General features: G+C 62.4%; 23 protein-coding genes. 8 read left to right on the top strand and 15 right to left on the bottom strand.

Translation table 11 applies throughout. The features are described 5' to 3' along the window. Nucleotides 1–40: 40 nt before the first annotated feature. Complete coding sequence (locus Q4G32_RS03270; protein WP_303349217.1) at nt 41–790, bottom strand: hypothetical protein; 750 nt, start codon at nt 788–790, stop codon at nt 41–43. Between the two features lie 388 nt (nt 791–1,178). On the opposite strand from Q4G32_RS03270, the gene Q4G32_RS03265 reads away from it, so the two are divergent. Further along, nucleotides 1,179–2,324 (top strand): ATP-binding protein, encoded by a 1,146-nt coding sequence (locus Q4G32_RS03265; protein WP_303349216.1) that lies wholly within the window; start codon nt 1,179–1,181, stop codon nt 2,322–2,324. Here the strand turns inward: Q4G32_RS03265 and abc-f are convergent. Next, nucleotides 2,313–3,911, bottom strand: coding sequence for a ribosomal protection-like ABC-F family protein (gene abc-f, locus Q4G32_RS03260; RefSeq protein ID WP_303349215.1), 1,599 nt, complete (start codon nt 3,909–3,911; stop codon nt 2,313–2,315). The two genes, Q4G32_RS03265 and abc-f, sit on opposite strands and share 12 nt — an antisense overlap. Before the next feature lie 73 nt (nt 3,912–3,984). Continuing rightward, nucleotides 3,985–4,563 (bottom strand): PadR family transcriptional regulator, encoded by a 579-nt coding sequence (locus tag Q4G32_RS03255; RefSeq protein ID WP_303349214.1) that lies wholly within the window; start codon nt 4,561–4,563, stop codon nt 3,985–3,987. Between the two features lie 173 nt (nt 4,564–4,736). Here Q4G32_RS03255 and Q4G32_RS03250 point away from each other — a divergent pair, with 173 nt between their 5' ends. From Q4G32_RS03250 to Q4G32_RS03225, 6 genes are all read left to right on the top strand, one after another. Continuing rightward, on the top strand, nt 4,737–6,092 hold the full coding sequence (locus tag Q4G32_RS03250) for an MFS transporter (RefSeq protein ID WP_303349213.1): 1,356 nt from the start codon (nt 4,737–4,739) through the stop codon (nt 6,090–6,092). 27 nt (nt 6,093–6,119) lie between these two features. Then, nucleotides 6,120–6,764, top strand: coding sequence for a biotin transporter BioY (locus Q4G32_RS03245; RefSeq protein ID WP_303349212.1), 645 nt, complete (start codon nt 6,120–6,122; stop codon nt 6,762–6,764). 86 nt (nt 6,765–6,850) lie between these two features. Further along, nucleotides 6,851–7,552, top strand: coding sequence for an energy-coupling factor ABC transporter ATP-binding protein (locus Q4G32_RS03240; RefSeq protein ID WP_303349211.1), 702 nt, complete (start codon nt 6,851–6,853; stop codon nt 7,550–7,552). Then, nucleotides 7,549–8,220: an energy-coupling factor transporter transmembrane component T family protein gene (locus tag Q4G32_RS03235; RefSeq protein WP_303349210.1), complete on the top strand. Its 672-nt coding sequence runs from the start codon at nt 7,549–7,551 to the stop codon at nt 8,218–8,220. The genes Q4G32_RS03240 and Q4G32_RS03235 overlap by 4 nt, the downstream gene beginning before the upstream one ends. A gap of 9 nt (nt 8,221–8,229) precedes the next feature. Beyond that, nucleotides 8,230–9,180, top strand: coding sequence for a KPN_02809 family neutral zinc metallopeptidase (ypfJ, locus tag Q4G32_RS03230; protein WP_303349209.1), 951 nt, complete (start codon nt 8,230–8,232; stop codon nt 9,178–9,180). A 109-nt stretch (nt 9,181–9,289) separates the two neighbouring features. After that, the gene (locus Q4G32_RS03225) at nt 9,290–9,565 is read left to right on the top strand and encodes a muconolactone Delta-isomerase (protein ID WP_303349208.1); all 276 of its coding nucleotides are present in this window, start codon (nt 9,290–9,292) and stop codon (nt 9,563–9,565) included. Between the two features lie 125 nt (nt 9,566–9,690). Here Q4G32_RS03225 and Q4G32_RS03220 read toward each other — a convergent pair whose 3' ends face one another. The 12 genes from Q4G32_RS03220 to Q4G32_RS03165 all read right to left on the bottom strand — a co-directional run bounded on the left by Q4G32_RS03220 (nt 9,691) and on the right by Q4G32_RS03165 (nt 20,594). Continuing rightward, a complete protein-coding gene (locus Q4G32_RS03220; protein WP_303349207.1) occupies nt 9,691–10,008 on the bottom strand; it encodes a helix-turn-helix domain-containing protein in 318 nt (105 codons plus the stop codon). Between the two features lie 11 nt (nt 10,009–10,019). Further along, a complete protein-coding gene (locus Q4G32_RS03215) occupies nt 10,020–10,403 on the bottom strand; it encodes a type II toxin-antitoxin system RelE/ParE family toxin (RefSeq protein WP_303349206.1) in 384 nt (127 codons plus the stop codon). Nucleotides 10,404–10,531: 128 nt separating this feature from the next. After that, nucleotides 10,532–10,870 carry a metal-sulfur cluster assembly factor gene (locus tag Q4G32_RS03210; protein WP_303349205.1) on the bottom strand — a complete coding sequence of 113 codons (339 nt, stop codon included), beginning with the start codon at nt 10,868–10,870 and terminating at the stop codon, nt 10,532–10,534. Nucleotides 10,871–10,880: 10 nt separating this feature from the next. Continuing rightward, the gene (sufC, locus tag Q4G32_RS03205; RefSeq protein WP_303349204.1) at nt 10,881–11,642 is read right to left on the bottom strand and encodes a Fe-S cluster assembly ATPase SufC; all 762 of its coding nucleotides are present in this window, start codon (nt 11,640–11,642) and stop codon (nt 10,881–10,883) included. Between the two features lie 43 nt (nt 11,643–11,685). After that, the gene (gene sufD / locus Q4G32_RS03200; RefSeq protein WP_303349276.1) at nt 11,686–12,900 is read right to left on the bottom strand and encodes a Fe-S cluster assembly protein SufD; all 1,215 of its coding nucleotides are present in this window, start codon (nt 12,898–12,900) and stop codon (nt 11,686–11,688) included. A gap of 103 nt (nt 12,901–13,003) precedes the next feature. Beyond that, complete coding sequence (sufB, locus tag Q4G32_RS03195; RefSeq protein ID WP_303349203.1) at nt 13,004–14,455, bottom strand: Fe-S cluster assembly protein SufB; 1,452 nt, start codon at nt 14,453–14,455, stop codon at nt 13,004–13,006. A 69-nt stretch (nt 14,456–14,524) separates the two neighbouring features. Then, entirely contained in the window at nt 14,525–15,250 is a 726-nt protein-coding gene (locus Q4G32_RS03190) for a helix-turn-helix transcriptional regulator (protein ID WP_303349202.1), read from the bottom strand. Between the two features lie 219 nt (nt 15,251–15,469). Next, nucleotides 15,470–16,456, bottom strand: coding sequence for a COX15/CtaA family protein (locus Q4G32_RS03185; protein ID WP_303349201.1), 987 nt, complete (start codon nt 16,454–16,456; stop codon nt 15,470–15,472). A gap of 248 nt (nt 16,457–16,704) precedes the next feature. Beyond that, entirely contained in the window at nt 16,705–17,520 is an 816-nt protein-coding gene (locus tag Q4G32_RS03180; RefSeq protein WP_441327451.1) for an ABC transporter permease, read from the bottom strand. Further along, on the bottom strand, nt 17,517–18,446 hold the full coding sequence (locus Q4G32_RS03175) for an ABC transporter ATP-binding protein (protein WP_441327455.1): 930 nt from the start codon (nt 18,444–18,446) through the stop codon (nt 17,517–17,519). The genes Q4G32_RS03180 and Q4G32_RS03175 overlap by 4 nt, the downstream gene beginning before the upstream one ends. 208 nt (nt 18,447–18,654) lie before the next feature. Further along, nucleotides 18,655–19,560: a dihydrodipicolinate synthase family protein gene (locus tag Q4G32_RS03170; protein ID WP_303349199.1), complete on the bottom strand. Its 906-nt coding sequence runs from the start codon at nt 19,558–19,560 to the stop codon at nt 18,655–18,657. Between the two features lie 59 nt (nt 19,561–19,619). Next, complete coding sequence (locus Q4G32_RS03165) at nt 19,620–20,594, bottom strand: heme o synthase (protein WP_441327450.1); 975 nt, start codon at nt 20,592–20,594, stop codon at nt 19,620–19,622. 616 nt (nt 20,595–21,210) lie between these two features. Here Q4G32_RS03165 and tkt point away from each other — a divergent pair. Next, nucleotides 21,211–23,343: a transketolase gene (gene tkt / locus Q4G32_RS03160; RefSeq protein WP_303349198.1), complete on the top strand. Its 2,133-nt coding sequence runs from the start codon at nt 21,211–21,213 to the stop codon at nt 23,341–23,343. Nucleotides 23,344–23,360 lie beyond the last annotated feature (17 nt).

The raw sequence follows: 23,360 nt of genomic DNA, 5'->3' as shown, positions 1-23,360 counted from the left end.
TCGCCGGGAGGGTGCATTCCAGGTGGAATTCTCGTCAAGATCAGGTGCAGATGGTCATATTGCCAATACCAATATATTCAGCATTTCGTGTGGCCCACGTCCCTGTTGAACCTGTGTAGAGGTTAGCGTAAGTTATCGTGAGAGAGCTGCCGGTGATGTTAGTGAGCGAAACGTTGGTTGCACCGGGCGAGGCGCCGTTGGTCCTGAGTTCGGCGGATCGGTTGAACCTTGTCCCAGCCGGACCTGACGTGGCACTCATGTTAGTGGTGTTACCGGACAGGGTTGCCGTGCCGCTGGAGAAAGTCACAGCGTCTTGATGTTGATATTGATTATTACTTATTGTGTTTCTGTCGTAAGTGATGTCGTAAATAGGGAAACTGGCACTCACAATAGGAGAGTCAAACGTGAACATAACCCGCATTGACGCGTTTGGGTAGAAATGGTTGAGAACCAGCCCAGTATTCGATGCGTTCATCCCAGAGATGGTGTCAGAGGCACCGCTGCCTCCGATGCCTTGATATCCGATGGTCATGTTCCGCGACGAAGCTACCCCCGAAGTTTGGGTTGCGGTCACCGTCATGTTCAACGTCTGGCCAGATGATGAACGAAGGACGTATGTGGCGCCCGAAGCCGAACCAGAGTACTGGCTCCAGTTCTGCGTGAAGCAGTGACCGGGTGAAGCAGCGTACGCAGGTGCTGCGGTGGCCACGGCGATGGCAGGAACGGCCCAAGCTGCGCCCTTGGCGATGGTGCGGCGGGAAATACCAGCCGCTTGCTGGTCAGTGGTCACGAAGTATCTCCAGTGCGAAATCTTGAGCCACAGGCAGCCATCCGGCCGCATCCATGCGCTCTCCCCGAGTGCCTCCATGGGCACGATCATTCTTAGGCATGAATATAGCACGGGCGCAACCAGTTCATGAAGGAACATCAAAATTGTGGCGATCAATTCTGGATTACATGCTGACGGACCCAGCGCGCCACGATGATGGCCAGGACGTTAACGGTCGGTGACGCTGCCAAACGATCACCAGGCCAGGGCTCGGTGTTGGTCGGATCCACAACGAGAGCGGCGCGCGGTCATTAGTCCGGGACGACGCCGACGCCGGCGGACCATCCACCAGATAGGTGACTAAGCTCATACTCCTGCGCGATGGTGGGCGGGTAGCTAAACTGGGTCCATGGCCCAGAAAACCCTGGAGATCTCCGCTGGTGCTGGGCGCTACCTCCTGACGCTGCAGGATCGAGACGCACTCAGAGAAGCTGCCTCAGCATGGAACCGCTGTGTGGTCACACCTCATGATCTCGCCCCCTCAAGGGGACCGACCCACGTCACCAGCGGCGCTTCCACATGTGGCGACCTGGTGGACGCTTCCGGTCAACCACGACCCGGGCGTTCAGACTCGGAAGTCGGTGCCGTGACGTCTGCGGCTATTGACGCAGGAATCGGCCACAAAATCATGTTCCACGCCGCCGGGCTCAGTGATCCGGTCACCCACCGAACCGTGGCGTTGGTGGCACCCAGCGGTACAGGTAAAACCACCGCGGTGGCTACATTGGGTCAGCAGTTCGGATATGTCACGGATGAAACCGTGATCATTGACCCGCAGACGCTGGCCATCACGCCGTTCCCCAAGCCCCTGTCCGTCTTGGGACCTTCAGGCCAGCGTCCCAAGGCGTTGTTCTCCCCGGACGAGCTCGGCCTGCTGTCCACCCCGATGCAGCCGTACTTGGGTGCCGTGGTGATCCTGGCTCGGGACCCTGACCATCACGATCACCCACACCTGGAACGCCTCCCCCTGGCGGATGCCCTGGGACACCTACTCCCCCAGTCTTCCTCCTTGGCCGCTCTGGATCGTGGGCTGCTGGACTTGGCCCGTGTGCTAGATCAGGTGGGAGGTTGCCACATCCTGCGCTACCGCGAAATTGAAACCGTGGGACCTCTGCTGAAGAACCTCCTGGCAGCACCACCGCAGGCGCACACTCCCAACTGGGCGGCCGTGAACCTGCCGACCTCAGATGAATCCGCACAGCAGCCCGCCGACTCCGCGGACCTGGCGCAAAGCGTTATTCGCCGCGCACCCGCCGACGACGCCCTACTACTCCCCAACCATTGCCTGGCAGTCCTGTCAGGAACCAGCTTCATGCTGCTCCAGGGACTGGGCCCCGTCATTTGGGAAACACTGGTCGTACCCATGCCGCTGGACGCTCTGGTGGCACAGATGGTCCAGCAACCTCATGCCCCGGAAGACGCTGAACAGGTGGTGCGCACCGCCGTCGATCATCTGGTGGAACGCGGCGTGCTGATTCGCTCCTCAGGCCAGTGAAATGAGGTCCTGATACTCCTTGGACCACAGATCCTCAATGCCATCGGGGAGCATGACCACACGTTCGGGGTCCAGTGCCTCCACCGCGCCTTCATCGTGGGACACCAGAACCACGGCACCCTGGTAATTGCGCAGCGCCGCCAGAATTTCCTCACGTGAGGCTGGGTCCAAGTTGTTGGTGGGCTCATCCAGCAGCAACACGTTGGCCGAAGATGCCACCAGCGTGGCCAACGCCAAACGGGTTTTTTCGCCACCGGAGAGGACTCCGGCGGGTTTGTCGACGTCGTCGCCCTGGAAAAGGAAAGACCCCAAAATGGTCCGGGCCTGTGTGTCTGCCAATTCAGGAGCGGCAGTTTTCATGTTCTGCAGGACCGTGCGGTCGGTGTCCAGGGTGTCGTGCTCCTGGGCAAAGTAGCCGAGCTTCAAGCCGTGACCTGCCTCAATCACACCAGCATCCGGGTGAGTCACCCCGGCCAACATGCGCAACAACGTGGTCTTGCCGGCACCGTTGAGCCCCAGGATCACCACCCGCGAGCCACGGTCAATGGCCAAGTCCACGTCCGTGAAGATTTCCAGTGAACCGTAAGCCTTGGACAAGCCCTGACCTCGCAGCGGTGTTTTGCCGCAGGCGGCAGGTGCCGGGAACCGGATGGCGGCTACCTTGTCCGCCACCCGCTCCCCTTCCACGCCGGCCATCAGGCGCTCAGCGCGCTTGATCATCTGCTGGGCCGCCACGGCCTTGGTGGCCTTGGCACGCATCTTCTCCGCCTGCGCCATCAAAGCGGTGGCCTTCTTCTCCGCGTTGGCAAATTCGCGCTTGCGGCGGTGTTCGTCCTGCTCACGCTGTTGCTTGTAGTGCTTCCAGTCCATGTTGTAGATGTCCACCACGGCCCGGTTGGCATCAAGGTAAAAGACTTTGTTGACCACCATTTCCATGAGTTCAACATCGTGGGAAATCACCAACAGGCCACCGGAGTAGTTCTTCAAGAAGTCCCGCAGCCAGGTGATGGAATCGGCGTCCAAGTGGTTGGTGGGCTCATCCAGGAGCATGGTGTCCGCATCGGCAAACAGAATGCGGGCCAGTTCAACGCGTCGTCGTTGTCCACCGGACAGGGTGCGGAGGGGCTGGTTGAGCACGCGTTCGGGAAGGTCCAGGTTGGCGGTGATGGTGGCCGCCTCCGACTCGGCTGCATACCCGCCGCCGGCCACGAACTCCGCCTCCAGGCGGGCGTAGCGCTTCATGGCCTTCTCCCGGACGGCATCGTTGGGATTGGCCATGTCCTCCTCAGCCACTCGCATCCGGGCAATCACCTCCGCCAGGCCACGCGCGGAGAAAATGCGATCCCTGGCCAGCTGCTCCATGTCATCCACCTTGGGGTCCTGCGGGAGGTACCCCACGGTGCCGCTGCGCGTCACTGTGCCATCCGCAGGAAGCGTCTGTCCGGCCAACACCTTGGTCATGGTGGTCTTGCCCGCGCCATTTCGGCCCACCAGGCCGATCTTGTCCCCGCGCTGCACCCGGAAATTCACCTGATCCATCAATAGGCGTGCACCGGCACGCAGTTCCAAATTGGACACGGTGATCAACGGGGTTCAGCCTTTCGTGGGAACGGCGCGCATGATGCTGCGGCCAGCAGGACCGATCAAGTCTAGCCGTGCATCACAGGGATTGCAGTGTGCTCAAACACTGCTGCGCCCACTCGATTTCCGCCTCCGCACGCGCCACCACACCCCGGTAAGCCATGAGTTTGAACTCGATCACACGCTTGGCCTCCTGCTCCGAGTACCCCTTCAAACGACGCCGCAGCGTGGGGTGCGTGCGTTCTTGCAACGCCGTGATCTGATCCCGGGCACGCTGGGCCACCGCCTGATGGTGCTGGATGTGATCCCGGAAGTGGCCGGAAGCGGCGTCGTCGTCCGTCCATTCCAGGTAAGCGGTGCGCAAGCGCACGGGGTCGCGCTCCAGGGGGTAACTCAGCGGGCTACCAACCCAGGTGGCTAATTCCTGCCTCCCTGCATCCGTGACCTGGTACTGCGTTTTGGTGGTGCCCAACGTCCCCCAGGCCACCTGTTCGGTGGCCAGTAGGCCGTCGCGTTCCATTTTGCGCAGCTCCGGGTAGATCTGGGAGTCAGAGGCGTACCAGACGTTGCCCACCGAACCGGCAAAGCGTTTGCCGACGTCGTAACCGGTCATGGGGCCGGCAGAGATCAAGGCCAACAGTGCTGCTCGCAGGCTCATGGGCATACCTTTCCGTCGAGTGACACCTCCACTCTGACAGGGAGGTGACCATTCTCTGGCGTAGGAAGTGGCCGTTTCCGGTCAAAGCTCACCTCATCCGGCGGTCTTCTTGGTTACGCTCACCATGGCCCGCGGTTCGCGGCGCCTGTGCCTTGTAACCGTGAGGGATTGCCGTGAACCTGCGTGACTCCATTGACCAGCGTCCCATGTCTGCCTACCAATGGTTGGTGGTGGGGCTGTGTGGTCTGCTCAATGCCCTGGATGGTTACGACGTCCTCTCCATGGCCTTCACCGGCTCCGCAGTTTCCCGAGAATTTGGCCTCATGGGGTCGCAGCTGGGCGTGTTGCTCAGCGCCGGCCTGGTGGGGATGGCGGTGGGCTCGCTGGTGATCGGCCCCCTGGCGGACCGATTCGGGCGCCGTCCGCTGTTGTTGATCTCCCTGGTGATCAACGGGCTGGGCATGGGCTTGTCCTCCACGGTGAGTTCGCATTGGGAGTTGGGCCTGTGGCGCGTGGTCACCGGGATCGGCGTGGGGGGCATCTTGGCCTGCACCGCAGTGATTGTGAGTGAGTACGCCAACAACGCCCGCCGTGGAATATCCATCAGCATTTTCACCGCCGGATACGGCGTGGGCGCCACTCTGGGTGGCTTAGGTGCCGCGCAACTGATTCCCACGTTCGGATGGCGCTCCGTTTTCCTGGTGGGCGCCATCTGCACGGTGGTCGTGATTGCATTGGTCTGGGCTTTGTTGCCGGAATCCGTGGATTACCTGGCAACCCGCAGAAATCCGCGTGCGGATGAATTGGCCGCCAAAGTGGCCCGCAAGCTCGGTATTTCGCAAGGCATTGAGCTTCCCAGTCTGGCTCCCCAGGACCGGTCTGCCCCTGGCGCTGACGGTGCCGAGCCCTCAGAACAGCCGCACCCCGCCGGCGTTCTGAGCAGCAAGTATCTGGTGCAAAGTCTGCTGCTGTGGGCCTCCTGGTTCATCGTGATGTTTGGTTTCTACTTTGCCAACACCTGGACACCCGCGCTGCTGGTGGAATCCGGCATGACCCAACAGCAGGGCATTGTGGGCGGAATCATGCTGACGCTGGGCGGTACTTTCGGCGCGCTGCTGTACGGAGCGCTGACCACCCGGTGGAGCGAAAAATCTGTCCTGATGGTGTTCATCATCCTGCAATCCATCACGCTGGTTCTATTCATCACCACCACGTCCGTCCCCGCCGTCGCCTTCACCAGCGGCATCCTGGTTGGAATGCTGGTCAACGGGTGTATTGCCGGGATGTACACCCTCTCCCCCATGACGTACGAACCCGCCCTACGCGCCACGGGCGTGGGATGGGGCATTGGAGTGGGCCGGTTCGGTGCCATTCTGGCTCCCCTGACCGTGGGGTTTCTGCTGGATGGCGGCTGGTCTCCGGTTTTCCTGTACGTGGCGGTGGCTGTGGTGGTGCTGCTGGCCGCTGTGGCGCTGTCCCGGCTGCAGGTGGTCCGCCGTCAAGGTGTTGAAACAGCCGATTCTCACTGAAACTTGAACAGTGTTTAAGATGCTCTCATGAGTTCATCCCGCACCACACCTGCCTCCACCTCCACGGCCTCCCGCGATACCCGCGGACTCGGCACCGCCCCACAACGTTCAGCGGGGACAGATCTGGCCCTGATCGGTGTGTTTGCCGCGTTTTGCGCCGTCCTGTCCGTGATGCCCGCCATTCCAGTCGGCCCGCTGGCGGTGCCGATCACCCTGCAGACCTTGGCCGTCTACCTGACCGGCCTGGTGCTGGGGGGACGTCGCGGAGGGCTTGCCGTGCTGCTCTACGTGGTGGTGGGTCTTGCCGGATTGCCCATTTTCTCCGGTTTCCGCGGTGGACCGGGACTTCTGGCCGGTCCCTCCGCCGGGTACATTTTGGGCTTTGCAATTGCGGGACTGTGCACCGGCCTGCTGGCATACGCCGTCCTGCGCCGTGTTCGCACCAATCGGGGGCGGGTGCTGGGCCTGTTCGGTGCGGCTGTCCTGGGTGGTTTTGTTGTTGCGCGGCTCACGGGTATCCCCGGCATGTCCATCAACGGTGGGATCTCGCTGCGGGACGCCTTCCTGGCAGATCTCATTTATTGGCCCGGTGACCTCATCAAATGCGCGGCAGCAGCGCTGGTGGCCGCAGCCGTGCACCGCGCCTTTCCTCGGCTGGCGGGCGCTCGTTGATTTTTGGTCGTCGATCCCGCGCGGAGAGGCCTTCGGACGGTGAACAGCCCACCCCGGACTCCTCCCGCGGGATCTCACTACTGAATGTGACGGTACGGCTTCCCCCCGCACCCGGTGACAACCAAGACATCAGCATTCTGGACGGAATCACCTTCCACCTCGATCAGTCGCGTACGGCAATTCTGGGGCTGAATGGCTCCGGCAAATCCACAGTTCTTCGTCTGCTCAACGGCCTGGTCTCCCCCAGTGAGGGGTCCGTGACAGTTCACGGGGTCGACGTCGTCGCGCACCGCTCCCTTGCACGGCGCACCGTGGGATTCGTGTTCACCGATCCCACGGCACAGCTGCTGATGCCCACGGCGCTGGAGGACGTGGAACTGTCCCTGCGCACCACGCACCCCGATCCACAACGACGACGATCCCGCGCCCTGGCCCTACTGGCGGAGGCCGGCTTGGCGGCGCACGTCCATCAGTCGGTGTATGACCTCTCCGGGGGGCAACGCCAGCTGGCGGCTTTGACGTCGGTGCTGGCTGTGGACCCGTCCGTCGTGGTCCTTGACGAGCCCACCACGTTGCTGGATTTGCGCAACAGAGCGCGGCTGATGGATCGGTTGCGTGAGTTACCGCAGCAACTGGTGTACGCCACCCATGATCTGGAACTGGCTGCAACGGCCCAGCAGGTGGTGGTGATCCATCAAGGCCGGGTTCATGCTCACGGTGGCCCCGAGCTGGTGGATCAGTACCTGCGCTGGTGCATTGACGGATTTCCCGGGGAGCAGATCGGATGAGCGGGCGGAGGGAACTTTTTGGCACGTATCGGCCACGAAAGAACTGGCTGCACCGCCTCCCCGTGGGTGTCAAAGGCTTGGCGCTGCTGTTCCTGGCGGTCAGTCTGGCTCTGCCCTGGCAGCGGTGGATTCCCGCGTTGCACGAACCGTGGGTGGTTCCGCTGTGCTGTGTTGGGCTGCTGATGGCGCTTGGAGCCACCGGGGGGCTGGGCTGGGCCAGTTGGTGGTCAACAGTGCGCCCAGCACTACCGATCTTTGTGCTGTTGGCCGGTTACCACGTGCTGGTGGGGACACCCCAACGGGGATCCGCGGTGTTGCTCACCGTCCTTGCAGCCATGTTTGCCACGCGCATCCTCCTGGAAACCACCCCCCAGGCCGTTCTCCTGGACGGACTGGTCCGCATGATCTCTCCGCTGCGCGTTGTGGGGGTGAATCCGGAGCGGGTGGGTCTTGCCATACAGATCATGCTGCGCGCCATCCCCTATCTTCTGGGCGTTGTCCACGATGTGCGGCAAGCCGGTGCGGCACGCGGTTTACGCCTGGGGCCGGTGAGGTTGGCCACGCCAGCGGTGATCTCCGCCGTCGCTCACGCCCAGCGGACCGGTGAGGCCCTGGTGGCGCGGGGGTTGGAGGAGCCGCGCCCGGGGAATCCGCGTGCGTCACATTAGGATGCCCGTATGAGCTTCAATCAGGGGTCGCGGCTGGACACCTCCCGCGTGCAAACAGGTGGTCGTGGCGGTGGCGCCGGGCGCGGTGTGGCGGTGGGTGGTGGTCTGGGCGGATTGCTGTTGACCATTGTGCTGGGGCTGATTTTCGGTCAGCCCATGCTGGGTGGTTTGGACAATGCGCTGAATCAAGGCAGCTACTCCGAGTACTCCACCGGTTCAGGCAATTCCGCCCAGGCTCAGGACGAACTGGCCGAAAAGTGCCAAACCGGTGCAGATGCCAACCAGTACACCGACTGCCGAGTGGTGGCCACCGCCAACAGCCTGGACGCCATGTGGTCCACGTACTTACCGCAGTCCACCGGCGTGCAGTACAACATGCCGGGGTTGGTGCTGTTCTCTGGTTCGGAGTATTCGCCGTGTGGGACGGCGTCGTCGGCCACCGGGCCGTTCTACTGCCCGTCCAATCAAACGGTGTACCTGGACGATTCCTTCTTCAGCACCCTGCAGACGGATTTTGGCGCCCAAGGCGGTCCGTTGGCTGAGGAGTATGTGGTGGCGCACGAATTCGGCCATCACATTCAATACCAGCTGGGCTATTTGGGGTCGGCTGCCAGCTCCCGTCAAGGTGCGGATTCTGGGGCAGTGCGTGTGGAGTTGCAAGCCGACTGCTACGCGGGCTTGTGGGCGAACCGTGCCTCCAGTGACGACTTCACCGGGGCCGTTCAGCTCGAAGACATTACGGAGGGTGATCTCCGTTCGGCACTGTCCACGGCCGCTGCCATCGGTGATGACAACATCCAGCAGACCACCTCTGGCCGCGTGAACCCGGAGGCTTTCACGCACGGAACCTCAGATCAGCGCGTTGCGTGGTTCATGGCTGGTTACAACTCCGGCAACATTGGTCAGTGCGACACCTTCAACGCCACCAACCTGGACGACCCAGGAAGCATCCGCAACTAACCACCACCACCCCTCCCCTCCGCCGAGATCATGGTTTGTGGAAGATTTAGGCCCTGAAATTGGGAGAAACCATGTTTTCGGCGGAGTGGGATGTGAGGAGAAGAGCACCATGAAGTTTTTGTGCCACATGCAGGTCCAATTCCCCGAGTCCATGTCACCGGAGGAAGTGGCCCAGAAACAGGCCGAGGAGAAGGAGTACTCCCAAGCACTGCAACGCTCCGGGGAGTTTGAGGCCATCTACCGCGTGGTGGGCAAGTACGCCAACGTGTCCATCTTTGAGGTGGAATCCAACCAGCGCTTGCACGAAATCCTCTCAGGATTCCCCATGTTCCCGTACATGACGATCGAAACCACAGCCCTGGCCCCCCACCCCAACGCCATCTAACCCCTCCACCCCCACCCGCATCCCCCACCATACGACTGCCGAGTGTCCGAGTTTGGTCGTTTCCACGGGTCAGAAACGACCAAACTCGGACACTCGGCAGTCGTGGGACGGGTGGAGCGGGCAGGTTAAATGGCTAATTCGTAGACAGAAGTTCGGTCACGTTCTATGTGGACTTCCACAACACCTGCACGGGCCAGACGCTCCAACGTATCCAGCGACGGGGACACTTCTGCACGTTCCAGCCGGGCAACATGTGGTTGTTTCCATCCGATGATGTTGCCGAAAGCCGTCTGCGTCAGGTTATGTTCCCCGCGATAGCGAACCACCGCTGCGCTGACGTCCCGTGCCAACGCAAGCCGGTCGGCCTCGGCGGCATAGTCGGGATCAGTTTCAGCGCGCTCGCGGACTACCTGCGCATGGCTCTTGAGGGTAGACAATTTCATGACGGTCACCTTCATTCCTCAATCTGAGCTAATCGTTGTTCGGCAGCACGACAAGTTCTGTCGAAGCCCTTGGGGTCGTACTGCGCCTCGGATCCGTAGGCCCCGATCACGAATACGTCACCGATCCTCCGGCACAGAGCGCGGGTGATGCTTCGTCCACCGCGCGGCCGCAGCTCCCGAAGCTTGTCCGCTCCCTTGACGGCGCTGCTGTGCGGGAAGGGAAGAGACGGACCAGATTGTTCGAGCTTGGCTATTGCATTATCTACGGCTACAGCTTCACGGGCATCCAGGTTCGCGTGCTCGCCTTCAGCGTCTGGGTGGTCAACGACGCTCCACATGCCGATGAATATACCATCCATGGTATACAGGTGGCCAGGGATGACGATCGAAACCACGCCCCTTCTCTCCCCCCCCCCCCCGCCACACACAACTGCCGAGTGTCCGAGTTTGGTCGTTTCCAGGGGTCAGAAACGTCCAAACTCGGACACTCGGCAGTAGGAGCAGGAGGCGGGGGCGGGGCGGGTCAGATGTTGAAGCCCAAGGCTCTCATCTGGTCGCGGCCGTCCTCCGTGATGCGTTCCATGCCCCACGGCGGCATCCACACCCAGTTGACATGCCATTCGTCCACCAGAGTGCCGATGTTCTGCTCCACCTGCTCCTCGATCACGTCCTGCAGCGGGCAGGCAGCGGTGGTCAGGGTCATGTCCAGCTTCAGGGCGCCGTCCTCCAGGTAGGAGGCCCCGTAGAGCAGACCCAGGTCCACAATGTTGACCCCCAGCTCGGGGTCGATCACGTTCTTGAGCGCTTCCTCAACGTCCTGAATGGACGGGGAACCCGCGGGAACTTCTGCGGTCTCAGTCATGATTGCTCCTTCAGCGGGCAGCGGCCACGTACTTGTCGTAGCCCTCTTCTTCCAGCTTGACAGCCAGTTCGGGGCCGCCCTGCTCCACAATGCGGCCATCGTTGAACACGTGCACGTAGTCCGGCTTGATGTAGCGCAGGATGCGGTTGTAGTGGGTGATGAGCATGACGCCCATGTCGTTGGTTTCCTTGGCGCGGTTCACACCTTCGGAGACCACACGCAGGGCATCCACATCCAGGCCGGAGTCAGTTTCATCCAGCAGCGCCATCTTGGGGCGCAGCAGTTCCAGCTGCATGATCTCCATGCGCTTCTTCTCACCACCGGAGAAGCCTTCGTTGACGTTGCGCTGAATCATGGTGGGATCCATCTTCAGCTGCTCGGCCACTGCCTTGACGTCCTTGGTCCAGGTCCGCAGGGAAGGAGCTTCCCCGTCCACAGCGGTCTTGGCCGTACGCAGGAAGTTGGACGTGGTCACACCGGGGATTTCAACCGGGTACTGCATGGCCAGGAACAGCCCGGCACGGGCGCGCTCATCCACGGACATCTCCAGCACGTCCTCGCCGTCCAGGGTCACGGAACCGGAGTCCACGCGGAACTTGGGATGGCCGGCAATGGTGGAGGCCAGGGTGGACTTGCCGGAGCCGTTGGGGCCCATGATCGCGTGCACCTCACCAGAATTGATGGTGATGTTCACGCCCTTGAGAATCTGCTTGCTGTTGTCTTCATCCAGCAGTACGGATGCGTTCAGATCCTTGATTTCCAGAGTGCTCAATGTCTCTCCTGAAGAATTCGGTGAAGTGTGTAATGGGGCCGGATCAGTGATCGGCGTTGGACAGTTCGGCTTCGACGACGTCGCGCAAGCGCGCCTCGATCCCCTCGTCCTCAATCTGCTGCAGGATCTCGAACAGGAAGCCACGAACCACCAGGCGGCGGGCCTCCACCTCCGGGATTCCGCGGGACATCAGGTAGTAAAGATGCTCGGCATCCAACTGCCCCGTGGTGGAGGCGTGCCCCGCACCTGCAATCAGGCCGGTTTCAATCTCCAGGTTGGGGATGGAGTCCATGCGGGGACCATCGTTGAGGATCAGGTTGCGGTTCAGCTCGTAGGTGTCGGTGCCTTCGGCTTCCGGGCGGATCAGTACATCGCCCACCCACACGCCGTGGGCTGCGCGGCCCTGCAGCGCGGACTTGTAGGTCACGCGGGACACGCAGTTGGGCTGTGAGTGATCCACGAACAGGCGCGATTCCAGGTGCTGGCCGTCATCCACGAATGTCAGGCCGTACATCTCCACCTCGCCACCGGGGGCGTTGTAGCGCACGGACGGGGTCACGCGGACGGTGTCGCCACCCAGGTTCACGGACACGTGCTTGAAGCGGGCATCGCGGCCCAGACGGCCGTGCTGCGCAGAGGCATGGGCCGTTCCGGCATCCTGCCACTCCTGCAGAGACACCACCGTCAGCTGTGCGGAGTCTCCCACCACAAACTCGATGTTCTGGCTCAGCACCGCAGTACCGCTGTGGTGCAGCACCACACGGGCCTTGGAAAACGGCTTGGCGTCAACAATCACGTGCTGGGCGGCCGGATCGGTGTGCGTGCCCTTGATCTCCACGGAGATGGTCTCCTGGACCTCGGCCTCCTGCGGGATGGTCACCACGGTGGCTTCCGTGAAGTGCGCCCAGGCGTTGGCGGACAGCCGGTCCTCGGGGATGCCTGCGGAACCCACGCGAGCGTCGTCGCGCCCCACGGTTTCAACGGTCACCACATCGGAACCGGTCACGGTCACGGACGGTGCGGCCCCGGTCAGTTCGGAGGTGTGCAGCCCGTTGAGGCGCTTGAGCGGGGTGAAGCGGAAGTCCTCTTCACGTCCGGTCAGCTCCGGGAAATCAGCCAGATCGTAGGACGCTGTGCGTTCGGCCCGGGAGTTGCCCGCCGGCTTCTTGGGATCCTTGCGGGCAATCGTCACCTCCACCTCACCGTCGGCACCCTGCGCGGTGTGCTCGGTGGCCAGTTTCTCGCCCTCCTGGGTCATGCCCGGAATGGCCACGCGGGCCTCATCCGTACGCACGCCAGCAACGACGTCGTCCTCGGCCGTGGTCACGGCGGTGGCCGCCCCGGTGTTCGTGTTGGACGTATCAGCCAACGGAACCCTCCATCTGCAGTTCGATCAAGCGGTTGAGTTCAAGTGCGTATTCCATGGGCAGCTCGCGGGCAATGGGCTCCACAAAGCCGCGCACGATCATGGCCATGGCCTCGTCTTCGGCAATGCCGCGCTGCATCAGGTAGAACAGCTGTTCTTCAGACACGCGGGACACGGTGGCCTCATGGCCCATGGAGACGTCGTCCTCGCGGATGTCCACGTAGGGGTAGGTGTCCGACCGGGAAATGGTGTCCACCAGCAGGGCATCGCACACCACGTTGGACTTGGCGTTGTGCGCACCTTCGCGCACCTGCACCAGACCGCGGTAAGCAGCACGGCCACCGTTACGGGCCACGGACTTGGACACGATCGAGGATGACGTGTTCGGGGCAACGTGCACCATCTTGGAACCGGTGTCCTGGTGCTGACCCTCACCGGCAAAAGCGATGGACAGGGTCTCACCCTTGGCGTGCTCACCGGTCATGTAAACGGCCGGGTACTTCTGGGTGACCTTGGAACCGATGTTGCCGTCAATCCACTCCATGGTGGCGCCTTCGTGGGCAATGGCCCGCTTGGTCACCAGGTTGTAGACGTTGTTGGACCAGTTCTGAATGGTGGTGTAACGAACGCGGGCGTTCTTCTTGACAATGATTTCCACGTTGGCGGAGTGCAGCGAGTCCGTCTTGTAGATCGGCGCCGTGCAGCCTTCGATGTAGTGCACGTAGGAGTCTTCATCGGCAATGATCAGCGTGCGCTCGAACTGGCCCATGTTCTCCGTGTTGATCCGGAAGTAAGCCTGCAACGGGATCTCCACGTGCACGCCCTTGGGCACGTACACAAAGGAACCACCGGACCACACGGCCGTGTTCAGGGCGGCGAACTTGTTGTCCCCCACCGGAATGACGGTGCCGAAGTACTCTTCAAAGAACTCAGGGTGTTCCCGCAGGGCAGTGTCCGTGTCCAGGAAGATCACGCCCTGCTCCTCCAGGTCCTCACGGATCTGGTGGTAGACCACCTCGGATTCGTACTGCGCAGCCACACCGGCCACCAGACGGGAGCGTTCGGCCTCCGGAATACCCAGCTTTTCGTAGGTGTCGCGGATGTCTTCCGGCAGGTCTTCCCAAGACTGGGCCTGCTTTTCGGAGGCACGCACAAAGTACTTGATGTTGTCGAAGTCAATGTCCGACAAATCTGCACCCCACGTGGGCATGGGCTTGCGGTCAAAGAACTTCAGGGCCTTCAGACGCATGTTCAGCATCCACTCGGGCTCGTTCTTCTTGGCAGAGATGTCCCGAACAACCTCTTCGCTCAGACCGCGGCGCGCGGAAGCACCGGCAACGTCCGGGTCGGACCAGCCGTATTCGTAGTTCCCAATGCCTTCCAGCTCCGGGTTCTTCTCCAAAATATCGCTAATGACGGTGTCATTGGCGTTCGTCACGTCAGTCATGACGGCCTCCTCATGTAGAGCAGATTGGTGTGCACAGTGAGCCGTGACCGGCTCAAGTTGATGGGGTCTTCAGGTGCCTACGACGCCGGAGCGCCCCGGGCCGGGGGGTTGGCGCGACAGCGGCACGTGGGTGTTGCAGACGTGCGCGCCAGCCGCCAGTGTGGAGAGTCTGCGGATGTCCACATCCAGCAGGGAAGCAATCATGCGAGTCTCGGCTTCACAGAACTCGGGGTGTTTGGTGGCTATTTCCTGCACCGGACAGTGACCCTGGCACAGCTGCGCGGAGAGCACCCGATGCCGAGCGGGGCCCACCTTCACGGTATTGGCTGATGCCGCATATCCATCCGCGGACAGCAGCCGGACCAGAACATCCAGCCGTTCGGCAACATCTTCTCCGGCGGCCTCCACCGTGGGACGGTAGCGGCGTTCCATGTGTTCAAACTGCTGCTCCACAAACGCGCGGAGAGCCTGTTCGCCGCCCAGATCCCGGATGGCATCCAGGGCATCGGCTGCAATCCCCAAGTAGTCATTGCCCAACCGCTCGTGCCCCTCCGGAGCCACCACGTAGCGTCTGGCCGGGCGTCCAGCGCCCGCTCCGGGACGGCGAACCATGGTGACTTCAATGAAGCGTTCACGTTCCAAGGCATCCAGATGACGCCGGATGGCCGCCGGGGTCAAGTCCATCCGCCGTCCAAGATCCCGTGCGGAGACAGGTCCGTGTTCCAGGACGGCGTTGAGCACCCGGGAGCGAGTGGTGGACTCCGCGGAGTCATCCAAGATGATGGGACCGGTCATCGGATTGCTGTCCTGCGCTGCCACGGTGACCTCCCGTCCGTCGTCGTACTGATGCGTTGTCCACGCCTGGAATGCACACCCCGGCGTTCACAACAGGGTGCTGAATTACACAACCAAAGTATGTCTAAATTGATTCCCGTTGCCTAGCAAGGTGACCCTCACCAGGTGTCTGTGCAGCACAGCCACACCGCCCGCACCGTGATACGCGGACGGTGCGGATCAGTGGGTGGGGTCGGTGACCGAGCTGGTGATGACGTCCGCGGGGTCTGCGGTGAGGGCAAAGGACTTCTCCACGGCAAAGGCCACGGTGGCCACCATGAGAGCCGATCCCACCAGGTGGGCGCTGACCGCCACAATGGGCAGACCATTGAAGTACTGGTAGAACCCGATGAAGGCCTGGAAGACCACCACAGCGCCAACCAGGGCGTAGGCGTTCCAGACGGGACGCGGCCAACTGCGGCGCCCCATGACCAGAATGCCGATGATCACAGCAGTGAGCACGTAGACCGGGACGGCGTGGAAGCGAGTGATCACCACGGCGTCAAAGGTGTGGCGCACCACTTCCCCGGAGTCGCCCGAATGGGGCCCGGTCCCAGTGACCAAGGTGCCCAGGTACACAATCACCAGGGTGAGCAATCCCACCAAGACTGCCGCTGCCCGAATCACGCCACGGGCGTGTTGCCCCTGCCCGGGAGCTTCCAGGCGGTCCACGTGATGGAGACTGGCGCGGCGCACACGATTCACGTACGTGGCCGCCAAGTAGATCATGGCCGCCGAGATCATGAAGTGAATGCCCACAATCCACGGGTTCAGCCCGGTGATCACGGTGATGCCACCCACCACGGCCTGCAGCGGGATACCCAGCCCCAGCACCAGTGTCAGCAGGAAGAAGTCCCGGCGTTCACGCCGCATCTTCAACACGGCCAAGAAGGCCAAAATGGCCACCACGGCCAGGGCGAAAGTCAACAGCCGGTTACCGAACTCAATGGCACCGTGGATGCCCATTTCAGCGGTGGATGTCCAGGATTCATCCGTACAGCGAGGCCACGTGGGACAGCCCAAACCTGAGCCCGTCAGACGCACCAGACCGCCGGTGAGAATCAACAGGGAGTTGGCGATCAGAGAGGCCCACGCCGTCAACCGCACCCAACCGTCAACTTGGGTGCGCAGGAAGAACGTGGACGCCCACCCGATCACCGATTCCATCCTGCCTCCACGGCCAGATCCACCGTGCGGTTCTCCGGAAGCGGAGGTGGACGACGTACGCGCGGGGGCGGAGCTCAAAAAGGACACTTCCTCAAAAGCGAATAGCGGTTCACGGGGCCGATTCAGTCTACCTTCCCGTGTGGCGCCCCGGGGTTGGCACCCCGAGGTTTGCAGTCCGGGCGGGCGCTCGGTGAAGCAACCCGTTATGGACGTCTGCGGCAAGACCCCGTGAGGCCGCCCGGCTGACCTCAGCTCCACCGAAACCAACGGGCCGTGGCCAACCATGCACCCACAGCCCACAGCAGCAGAATCAGCGCGGGACCTATCAGCGTGCCGGGTGCCCCCGGCACCATGGCGCTGCGCAACCCGTCCGCCAGGGCGGCTGATGGCAGCAGGGCCACCAGGGGTGCAACCCAGTCAGGGAAGGCGCTGGCCGGTGCAAGTGTCCCCCCGGCCACGGCCAGCAGCACCCAGAGCAGATTGACCACGGCCAGTGTGGCTTCCGCACGCATGGTGCCTGCGGCCAGCAGCCCCAAGCCGGTGAAGGCCACGGCACCCAGCAGGAGAAAGAGGACAGTGGCCAGGGCGGAACTCAGGTGCGGCTGCCATCCCAAGGCCAGGGCCACCCCCAGAATCAACACACACTGGGCGGCCAAGACCATGAGGATGGCTCCGAGTTTCCCGGCGATCAGACCGCCGCGCCCCAAAGGGGTGGTGGCCAACTGGCGCAGCACACCATAGCGCCGGTCAAAACCGGTCTGAATGCCCTGTCCGGAGAAGGCATTGGACATCACCCCCAGGGCCAGCACACCAGCCACCGCATAGTCGATCCGCGACACCCCAGCGGGCAGCACAGCATCCAGCAAATCCATGCGCACCAAGGCGATCAGGGCGATGACCGGCAGGATGACCAGCAACAGCAGTTGCTCGCCATTGCGCAACATGGTCAAAGCCTCATACCGGGTTTGACTCAACACCCGCCGCCACATGGGCGCGGCATGTGGACCCGCGGGAGCCACCGAGCGGTCATCACGGCGCGGGGGCAGCGGAGTTGTTGCATTCATCGGATCTCCCGTCCGGCAACGGCCAAAAATACGTCTTCCAGGGTCCGCGGTTGCAACGTCATGGAGGTGGGCAACTCCGCGCTGGCGGCCAACCAAGCAGCCACCTCCTGCAGCAGTTCCGGTCCAAACGCACCGGTCACGCTCACGCCGTCGGACCCGTGTTCCACGCTCAGTCCCAGGGTGTGAGCCCTGCCCACAAACGACGGCGGCGCCTCCCGCCACCGTGCGCGCTGACGCTGCGTGAGGCCCAAGCGCAAGGTGCCCGGATTGTCCTCCCCCGCGATGAGCTCTGCCACCGTGCCAGATTTGCGAACGGTGCCGCGATCCACAATCACCACGTGATCGGCCAGCCGTTGGGCATCGTCCAACAGGTGCGTGGTCAATACAACAGCCGTGCCGCGTTCTTTGAGGGTGGTGATCAAATCGAAAACCACCGCACGGGATTGCGGGTCCAGCCCCGCAGATGGTTCATCCAGGAACACGATCTCCGGATCACCCGCCAGTGCTGCGGCAAGGGCCACCCGTTGCTTCTGCCCACCGGACAGGCGGCGCAGGGGTGTTTTCTGGAAAGCCGCAATGCCCAGAAGCTCAATCAGTTCCGCCATGTCCGCCGGGTGGCGGTACATGGAACTGATGTGTTTCAGAAACTCCCCCGGCCGTGCGGACTGGGGCAAGCCGCCGTCTTGCAGCATGACGCCCGCCCGGGCGCGCAGCTCGGGTCCAGCGTTCCACGGATTGTGTCCCAACAGTTCAACGCTGCCCCCGGTGGGTTTCAACAGCCCTTGCGCACATTCCAAGGTGGTGGTCTTGCCCGCACCATTGGGACCGAGCAGCGCCGTGACTTCTCCGCGCGCCGCGGCAAAACTCAAACCGTTGACGGCCTGGACACTGTGGTGTCCACGTCCCACGGCCACTTTGAACTCCATGCGCAGATTCCGCACGGACAGAGCTGCCTCCGGTGGGTGACCAGCTGCGGTGTCAGTAGCCGCATCAGTCACGGACTCAGCGTTTGATGGCCCGGTCGAGTCTGTGATCGGCGTTGTGGGGGGAACACTGCGCTGCGTTGCGGACACGGAAGTCTCAGTGGAAGGGTCTTGGGGCACGGGCCCAGTGTAGAGACTCCGTGGCACATCCTCAGTGAAGGGCCCGGCGGACCACCTGGACCGCCTCCGCGATTCTCTCCCGGCTCTGTGAGGTCACCGGATGGATGGGACGCCGCGGGGCAGCGGTGTGTACGCCGCACACATCATTGAGGGCGTAGATCGAACTCAACGGCCGTTCCCAGCGCAGCACCTCGATCAAAGGTGTCAGGGCTTCCTGCCACCGAGTCACCACTTCTCGGTCCCCTGACTCTGCCGCAGCGCGGAAAGCTGCGAACTCGCGCGGAAGAGCCGCGGCCAGGCCGGTGTGCCAGGCAATGGAGGCATCGGCGTCGTCAAGAATGAGTTGGGGACTGGCCACGGCAAAAGTGGTTCCGGGATCGCACAACCGGTCAAAGAGGTGCCGACGGTTCTGCAACGCACGCGGTGAATCCGCGGTGTCCTTGAAGGCCACCACATTGTCCAACTGCGTGAGTTCAGCGGCCAGATCCACGGGGTAGACAAAGCCGGTGGTGGCTGGATTGTTGTCCAGGCACATGGGCAAACTCACGGAGGAAGCCACGGTCTCCACCTGATCTGCAATCTCCGGAGAACGCAACGCAACGTAGGAAAGCGGGTTGACCACCAACCCGTCAGCACCGGCGTTTTCTGCGTCCCAGGCCAGTTCCAAGACCTGCTGCGTGGTCAGGGCGGAAATTCCCACCCCCACGGGAACACCAGAACCGCTGGCAGCCTCCACAGCCGTGCGCAGCACACTGCCGCGTTCCTCCTGTGTGAGATACGCAAAAGATCCCGCCGTGCCCAGCACGCTGATGGCATCAACACCGGATTCAGCCAGGGTGGAAATTTGCGTGGCAAAGGCCGTGTGGTCAATCACCCCGCCGGGGGCAAAGGGTGTGACGGGATAGGCCACCACACCGGAGAACCGCATACTCAGCATGTTGGCCAGTCTCTCAGGAAAGGTGCTGGTCTCTCAGCACGGTGAGACGTCAACGGCACTCACAGAATGGGCCCGCCGATGAAGGGGTCCACGGCCACGGCCACAAAGACCAGCGTGAGATAGGTGATGGAGCCGTGAAACACTCGCATGGCTTGCTTGTCAGTGGGCTCTCCGGCGTTGGCCAGGCGCAACAGGCGGTGGCATTCGTAGACAAACCAGGCACCGGCTGCCAGGGAGACCGTGGCGTAGAGCCACCCGGCTCCACCCACCGGAACCAGCAACAATGAACAGATGGCGGTGGCCCAGCCGTAAAGGACCACCTGGGATGCCACTTTCCCGGCCGGAGAGATGGCACCCAGCATGGGAATGCCCGCGCGCGAATAGTCCTCGGCATATTTCATGGACAGTGGCCAGTAGTGCGGTGGCGTCCACAAGAACACCACGGCAAACAGCACCACAGCGGGCCACTGCACAGTGCCGGTCACCGCGGCCCACGCGATCAACACCGGCATGCACCCGGCCACACCACCCCACACAATGTTCTGGGAAGTACGGCGTTTGAGGATGATCGAGTAGAACACGGCGTACAGGAAAATGGCCACGGCCGTGAGCGCTGCCGCCAAGGTGTTGACGAACATCTGGAACCAGACCACGGAGACCACGGCCACGATCCACGCGAAGATCAGTGCCTCACGGTCCCCCACCACGCGGGTCACCAGGGGACGCTTGGAGGTCCGCTTCATCACGCGGTCAGATTCTCGGTCAATGTAGGAATTGAACGCACCGGCCGCCCCGGCCGACAGGGTGCCGCCGATCAGCGTGTTGAGGATCAACCAAAAACTGGGCATGCCCTGCTGGGCAAAAATCATGGTGGGCACCGTGGCAATCAGCAGCAACTCCACAATGCGCAACTTCATCAGTTGCAGGTAGGCGCGCACCCGTACCGTCAGGGGCGTTTTGGCGCCGGGCGCAGTGCGTCGGTTGCTGCCGGATACGGGTATCACGGCTTGCTCCGATGCGTGCGTTGAGCTCACGAGTTTCGCTCTCCCTGACGTTGATGACGTGCTGCATTCACCGTGTCCGAGCGGCCGTGCCAATCACACACGAACCCGATTCAGCTCACAGTTGGCGGAGCACGACGTTGGTCAGGACGTGTGATGTTGGTACGGGCGCGTGCAGGAGCCGGTGTGAACGCCTGCCTGGGCACAGTAGATTTCCGCTCAGTCTAACGTGTCTCACCCATTCCCGGCGGCATCCTGGGTTCCAGGTGGTAGTGCAACGTGTGGTTGAGGCGGCTGGGCTGAGTTGGTACGCAAATCGCCACGGATTGAGGCGGTTCTTGGTCTTTTGCGTACCGCAGGAGGGCGAATGCACACCGCAGGCGGAATCGCGACGACGGGCGCAGGGTGCGGCGTCGTCGTTGTGGTTGCTGACTGGCGTGAGTTGAAACGCGGGTGTGTTGATTCACACGCAAGTTATGCCGCACGCGCAATCCGCAGAAACCCTCCGTAGCCAAATACTGCTGAGCTGCACGGTGACTTAGGCTGATCTGGAACAGCGCCATCGGACCACGCGTGCCCTGCCCTGGGATCTCAACCACGGTCCGCAGACGCCAACAGCTAGCCGTCTTATGGAAAGGACAGCGTTCTCGTGCCTCAGACTGAACAGCTCACCTGGACCGATCTGGATCGACGCGCGGTTGACACCGTGCGAGTTCTGGCCGCCGATGCCGTGGAAAAGGTGGGCTCCGGTCACCCTGGCACGGCCATGAGCTTGGCTCCTGCCGCGTATCTGCTGTTTCAGAAGGTCATGCGCCACGATCCTTCAGATGATCGCTGGACCGGCCGGGATCGCTTCATCCTCTCCCCGGGCCACACCTCCCTGACGCTCTACCTGCAGTTGTTCCTGGGCGGTTTCGGTCTGGAGATGGAGGACATCGAGTCCTTGCGCACGTGGGGTTCCAAGACTCCCGGCCACCCTGAATACCGTCACACCAAGGGCGTGGAAATCACCACCGGCCCGTTGGGCCAGGGCCTGGCCTCCGCCGTGGGCTTTGCCTACGGGCAGCGTTACACCCGCGGTCTCTTTGACGCCGACGCCGCCCCGGGCCAGTCCCCGTTCGATCATCACATCTACGTCATCGCTTCCGACGGTGACCTCCAAGAAGGCGTGACCTCGGAGGCGTCGTCGTTGGCGGGACATCAGGAACTGGGCAATCTGGTGGTCATCTACGACCAGAACCAGATCTCCATCGAGGACGACACTGACGTGGCGTTCACGGAGGACGTTGCCAAGCGCTACGAGGCCTACGGCTGGCAGGTCCAGACCGTGGACTGGACCAAGGGCGGTCAGCATGATGACGGCAGCGAATACGTGGAGGACGTTCAGGCCCTGTTTGATGCCATCAAGAACGCGGAGGCGGAGACCTCCAAGCCATCCCTGATTTGCCTGCGCACCATCATCGGTTGGCCGGCTCCGAACAAGCAGAACACCGGTGGGATCCACGGCTCCAAACTGGGTGCTGAGGAACTGGCAGCCACCAAGGAAGTGCTCGGCTTTGATCCCGAACAGCACTTTGTGATTGACGACGACGTCTTGGCGCACACCCGCGAACTACTCACCCGTGGCGCAGAGGATCGTAAGGCGTGGGAAGAGTCCTTCCAGGCATGGCGTGAAGCCAATCAGGAGGGCGCCAAGCTCTACGACCGTCTGCGCGACGAACAACTCCCCCAGGGTTATGCCGATGCTTTCCCGGAGTTTGAACCGGGTAAGGACATGGCAACGCGTTCGGCCTCCGGCAAGGTCATCAATGCCATTGCAGACACCTTCCCGGAGCTGTGGGGCGGTTCTGCTGATCTGGCCGGTTCCAACAACACCACCATTGAATCCGCCGACTCCTTCATCCCCGCCGAACATTCCACCGCCAAGTGGACGGGTAGTCCGTACGGGCGGGTTCTGCATTTCGGTATCCGTGAACATGCCGCCGCTGCCATCGTCAACGGCATCACCATGTCCACTCAGACTCGGGCGTTCTCCGGCACGTTCCTGATCTTCTCCGATTACCAGCGCCCTGCCGTGCGCCTGGGGTCCTTGATGAAGGTGCCCTCCATTTACGTGTGGACCCACGATTCCATTGGCCTGGGCGAGGACGGCCCCACCCACCAGCCGGTGGAGCAGCTGTCATCACTGCGCGCCATCCCGGGGTTGGACGTTGTGCGGCCGGCTGACGCCAACGAGGTCTCCGTGGCGTGGCGAACCATTCTGGAACAGCATGACCGCCCCGCAGGTCTTGCCCTGACACGGCAAAACATCCCCACGTTCCTGCGCGAAGGAATGGAGGGCGACGGCCAAAAGTTCGCCTCCGCAGAAGGTGTGGCCAAGGGCGGTTACATTCTGGCGGACACGGAGGGCACGCCCGACGTCGTGTTGATCGGCACCGGTTCGGAAGTGCAGCTGGCCGTGGAGGCCCGCGAAACCTTGGCCGCTGAGGGCATCAAGGCGCGAGTGGTTTCCATGCCGTGCCGCGAATGGTTTGATGCCCAGGACGCTGAATATCGGGAATCCGTACTGCCCTCAACCGTCCAGGCGCGCGTGAGCGTGGAGGCAGGTATTGCCATGTCCTGGAATGACCTGCTGGGTTCCTACGGACGGGCCGTTTCCCTGGAGCACTTTGGCGATTCTGCCGCGTACGAAAAGCTCTACGAAGAGTTCGGCATCACCGCCGCCAACGTGGTGGCCAAGGCCCACGAGTCCCTTGATGCCGTGGCCGCAGCCAAGCGCTGAGCCGCGGTCCCTTCACC

Source organism: Kocuria sp. (assembly GCF_030538595.1).
Lineage (GTDB): Bacteria > Actinomycetota > Actinomycetes > Actinomycetales > Micrococcaceae > Kocuria.
The sequence above is the reverse complement of the archived record's forward strand: the minus strand, read 5'-3'. Positions and strand labels throughout refer to the sequence as shown.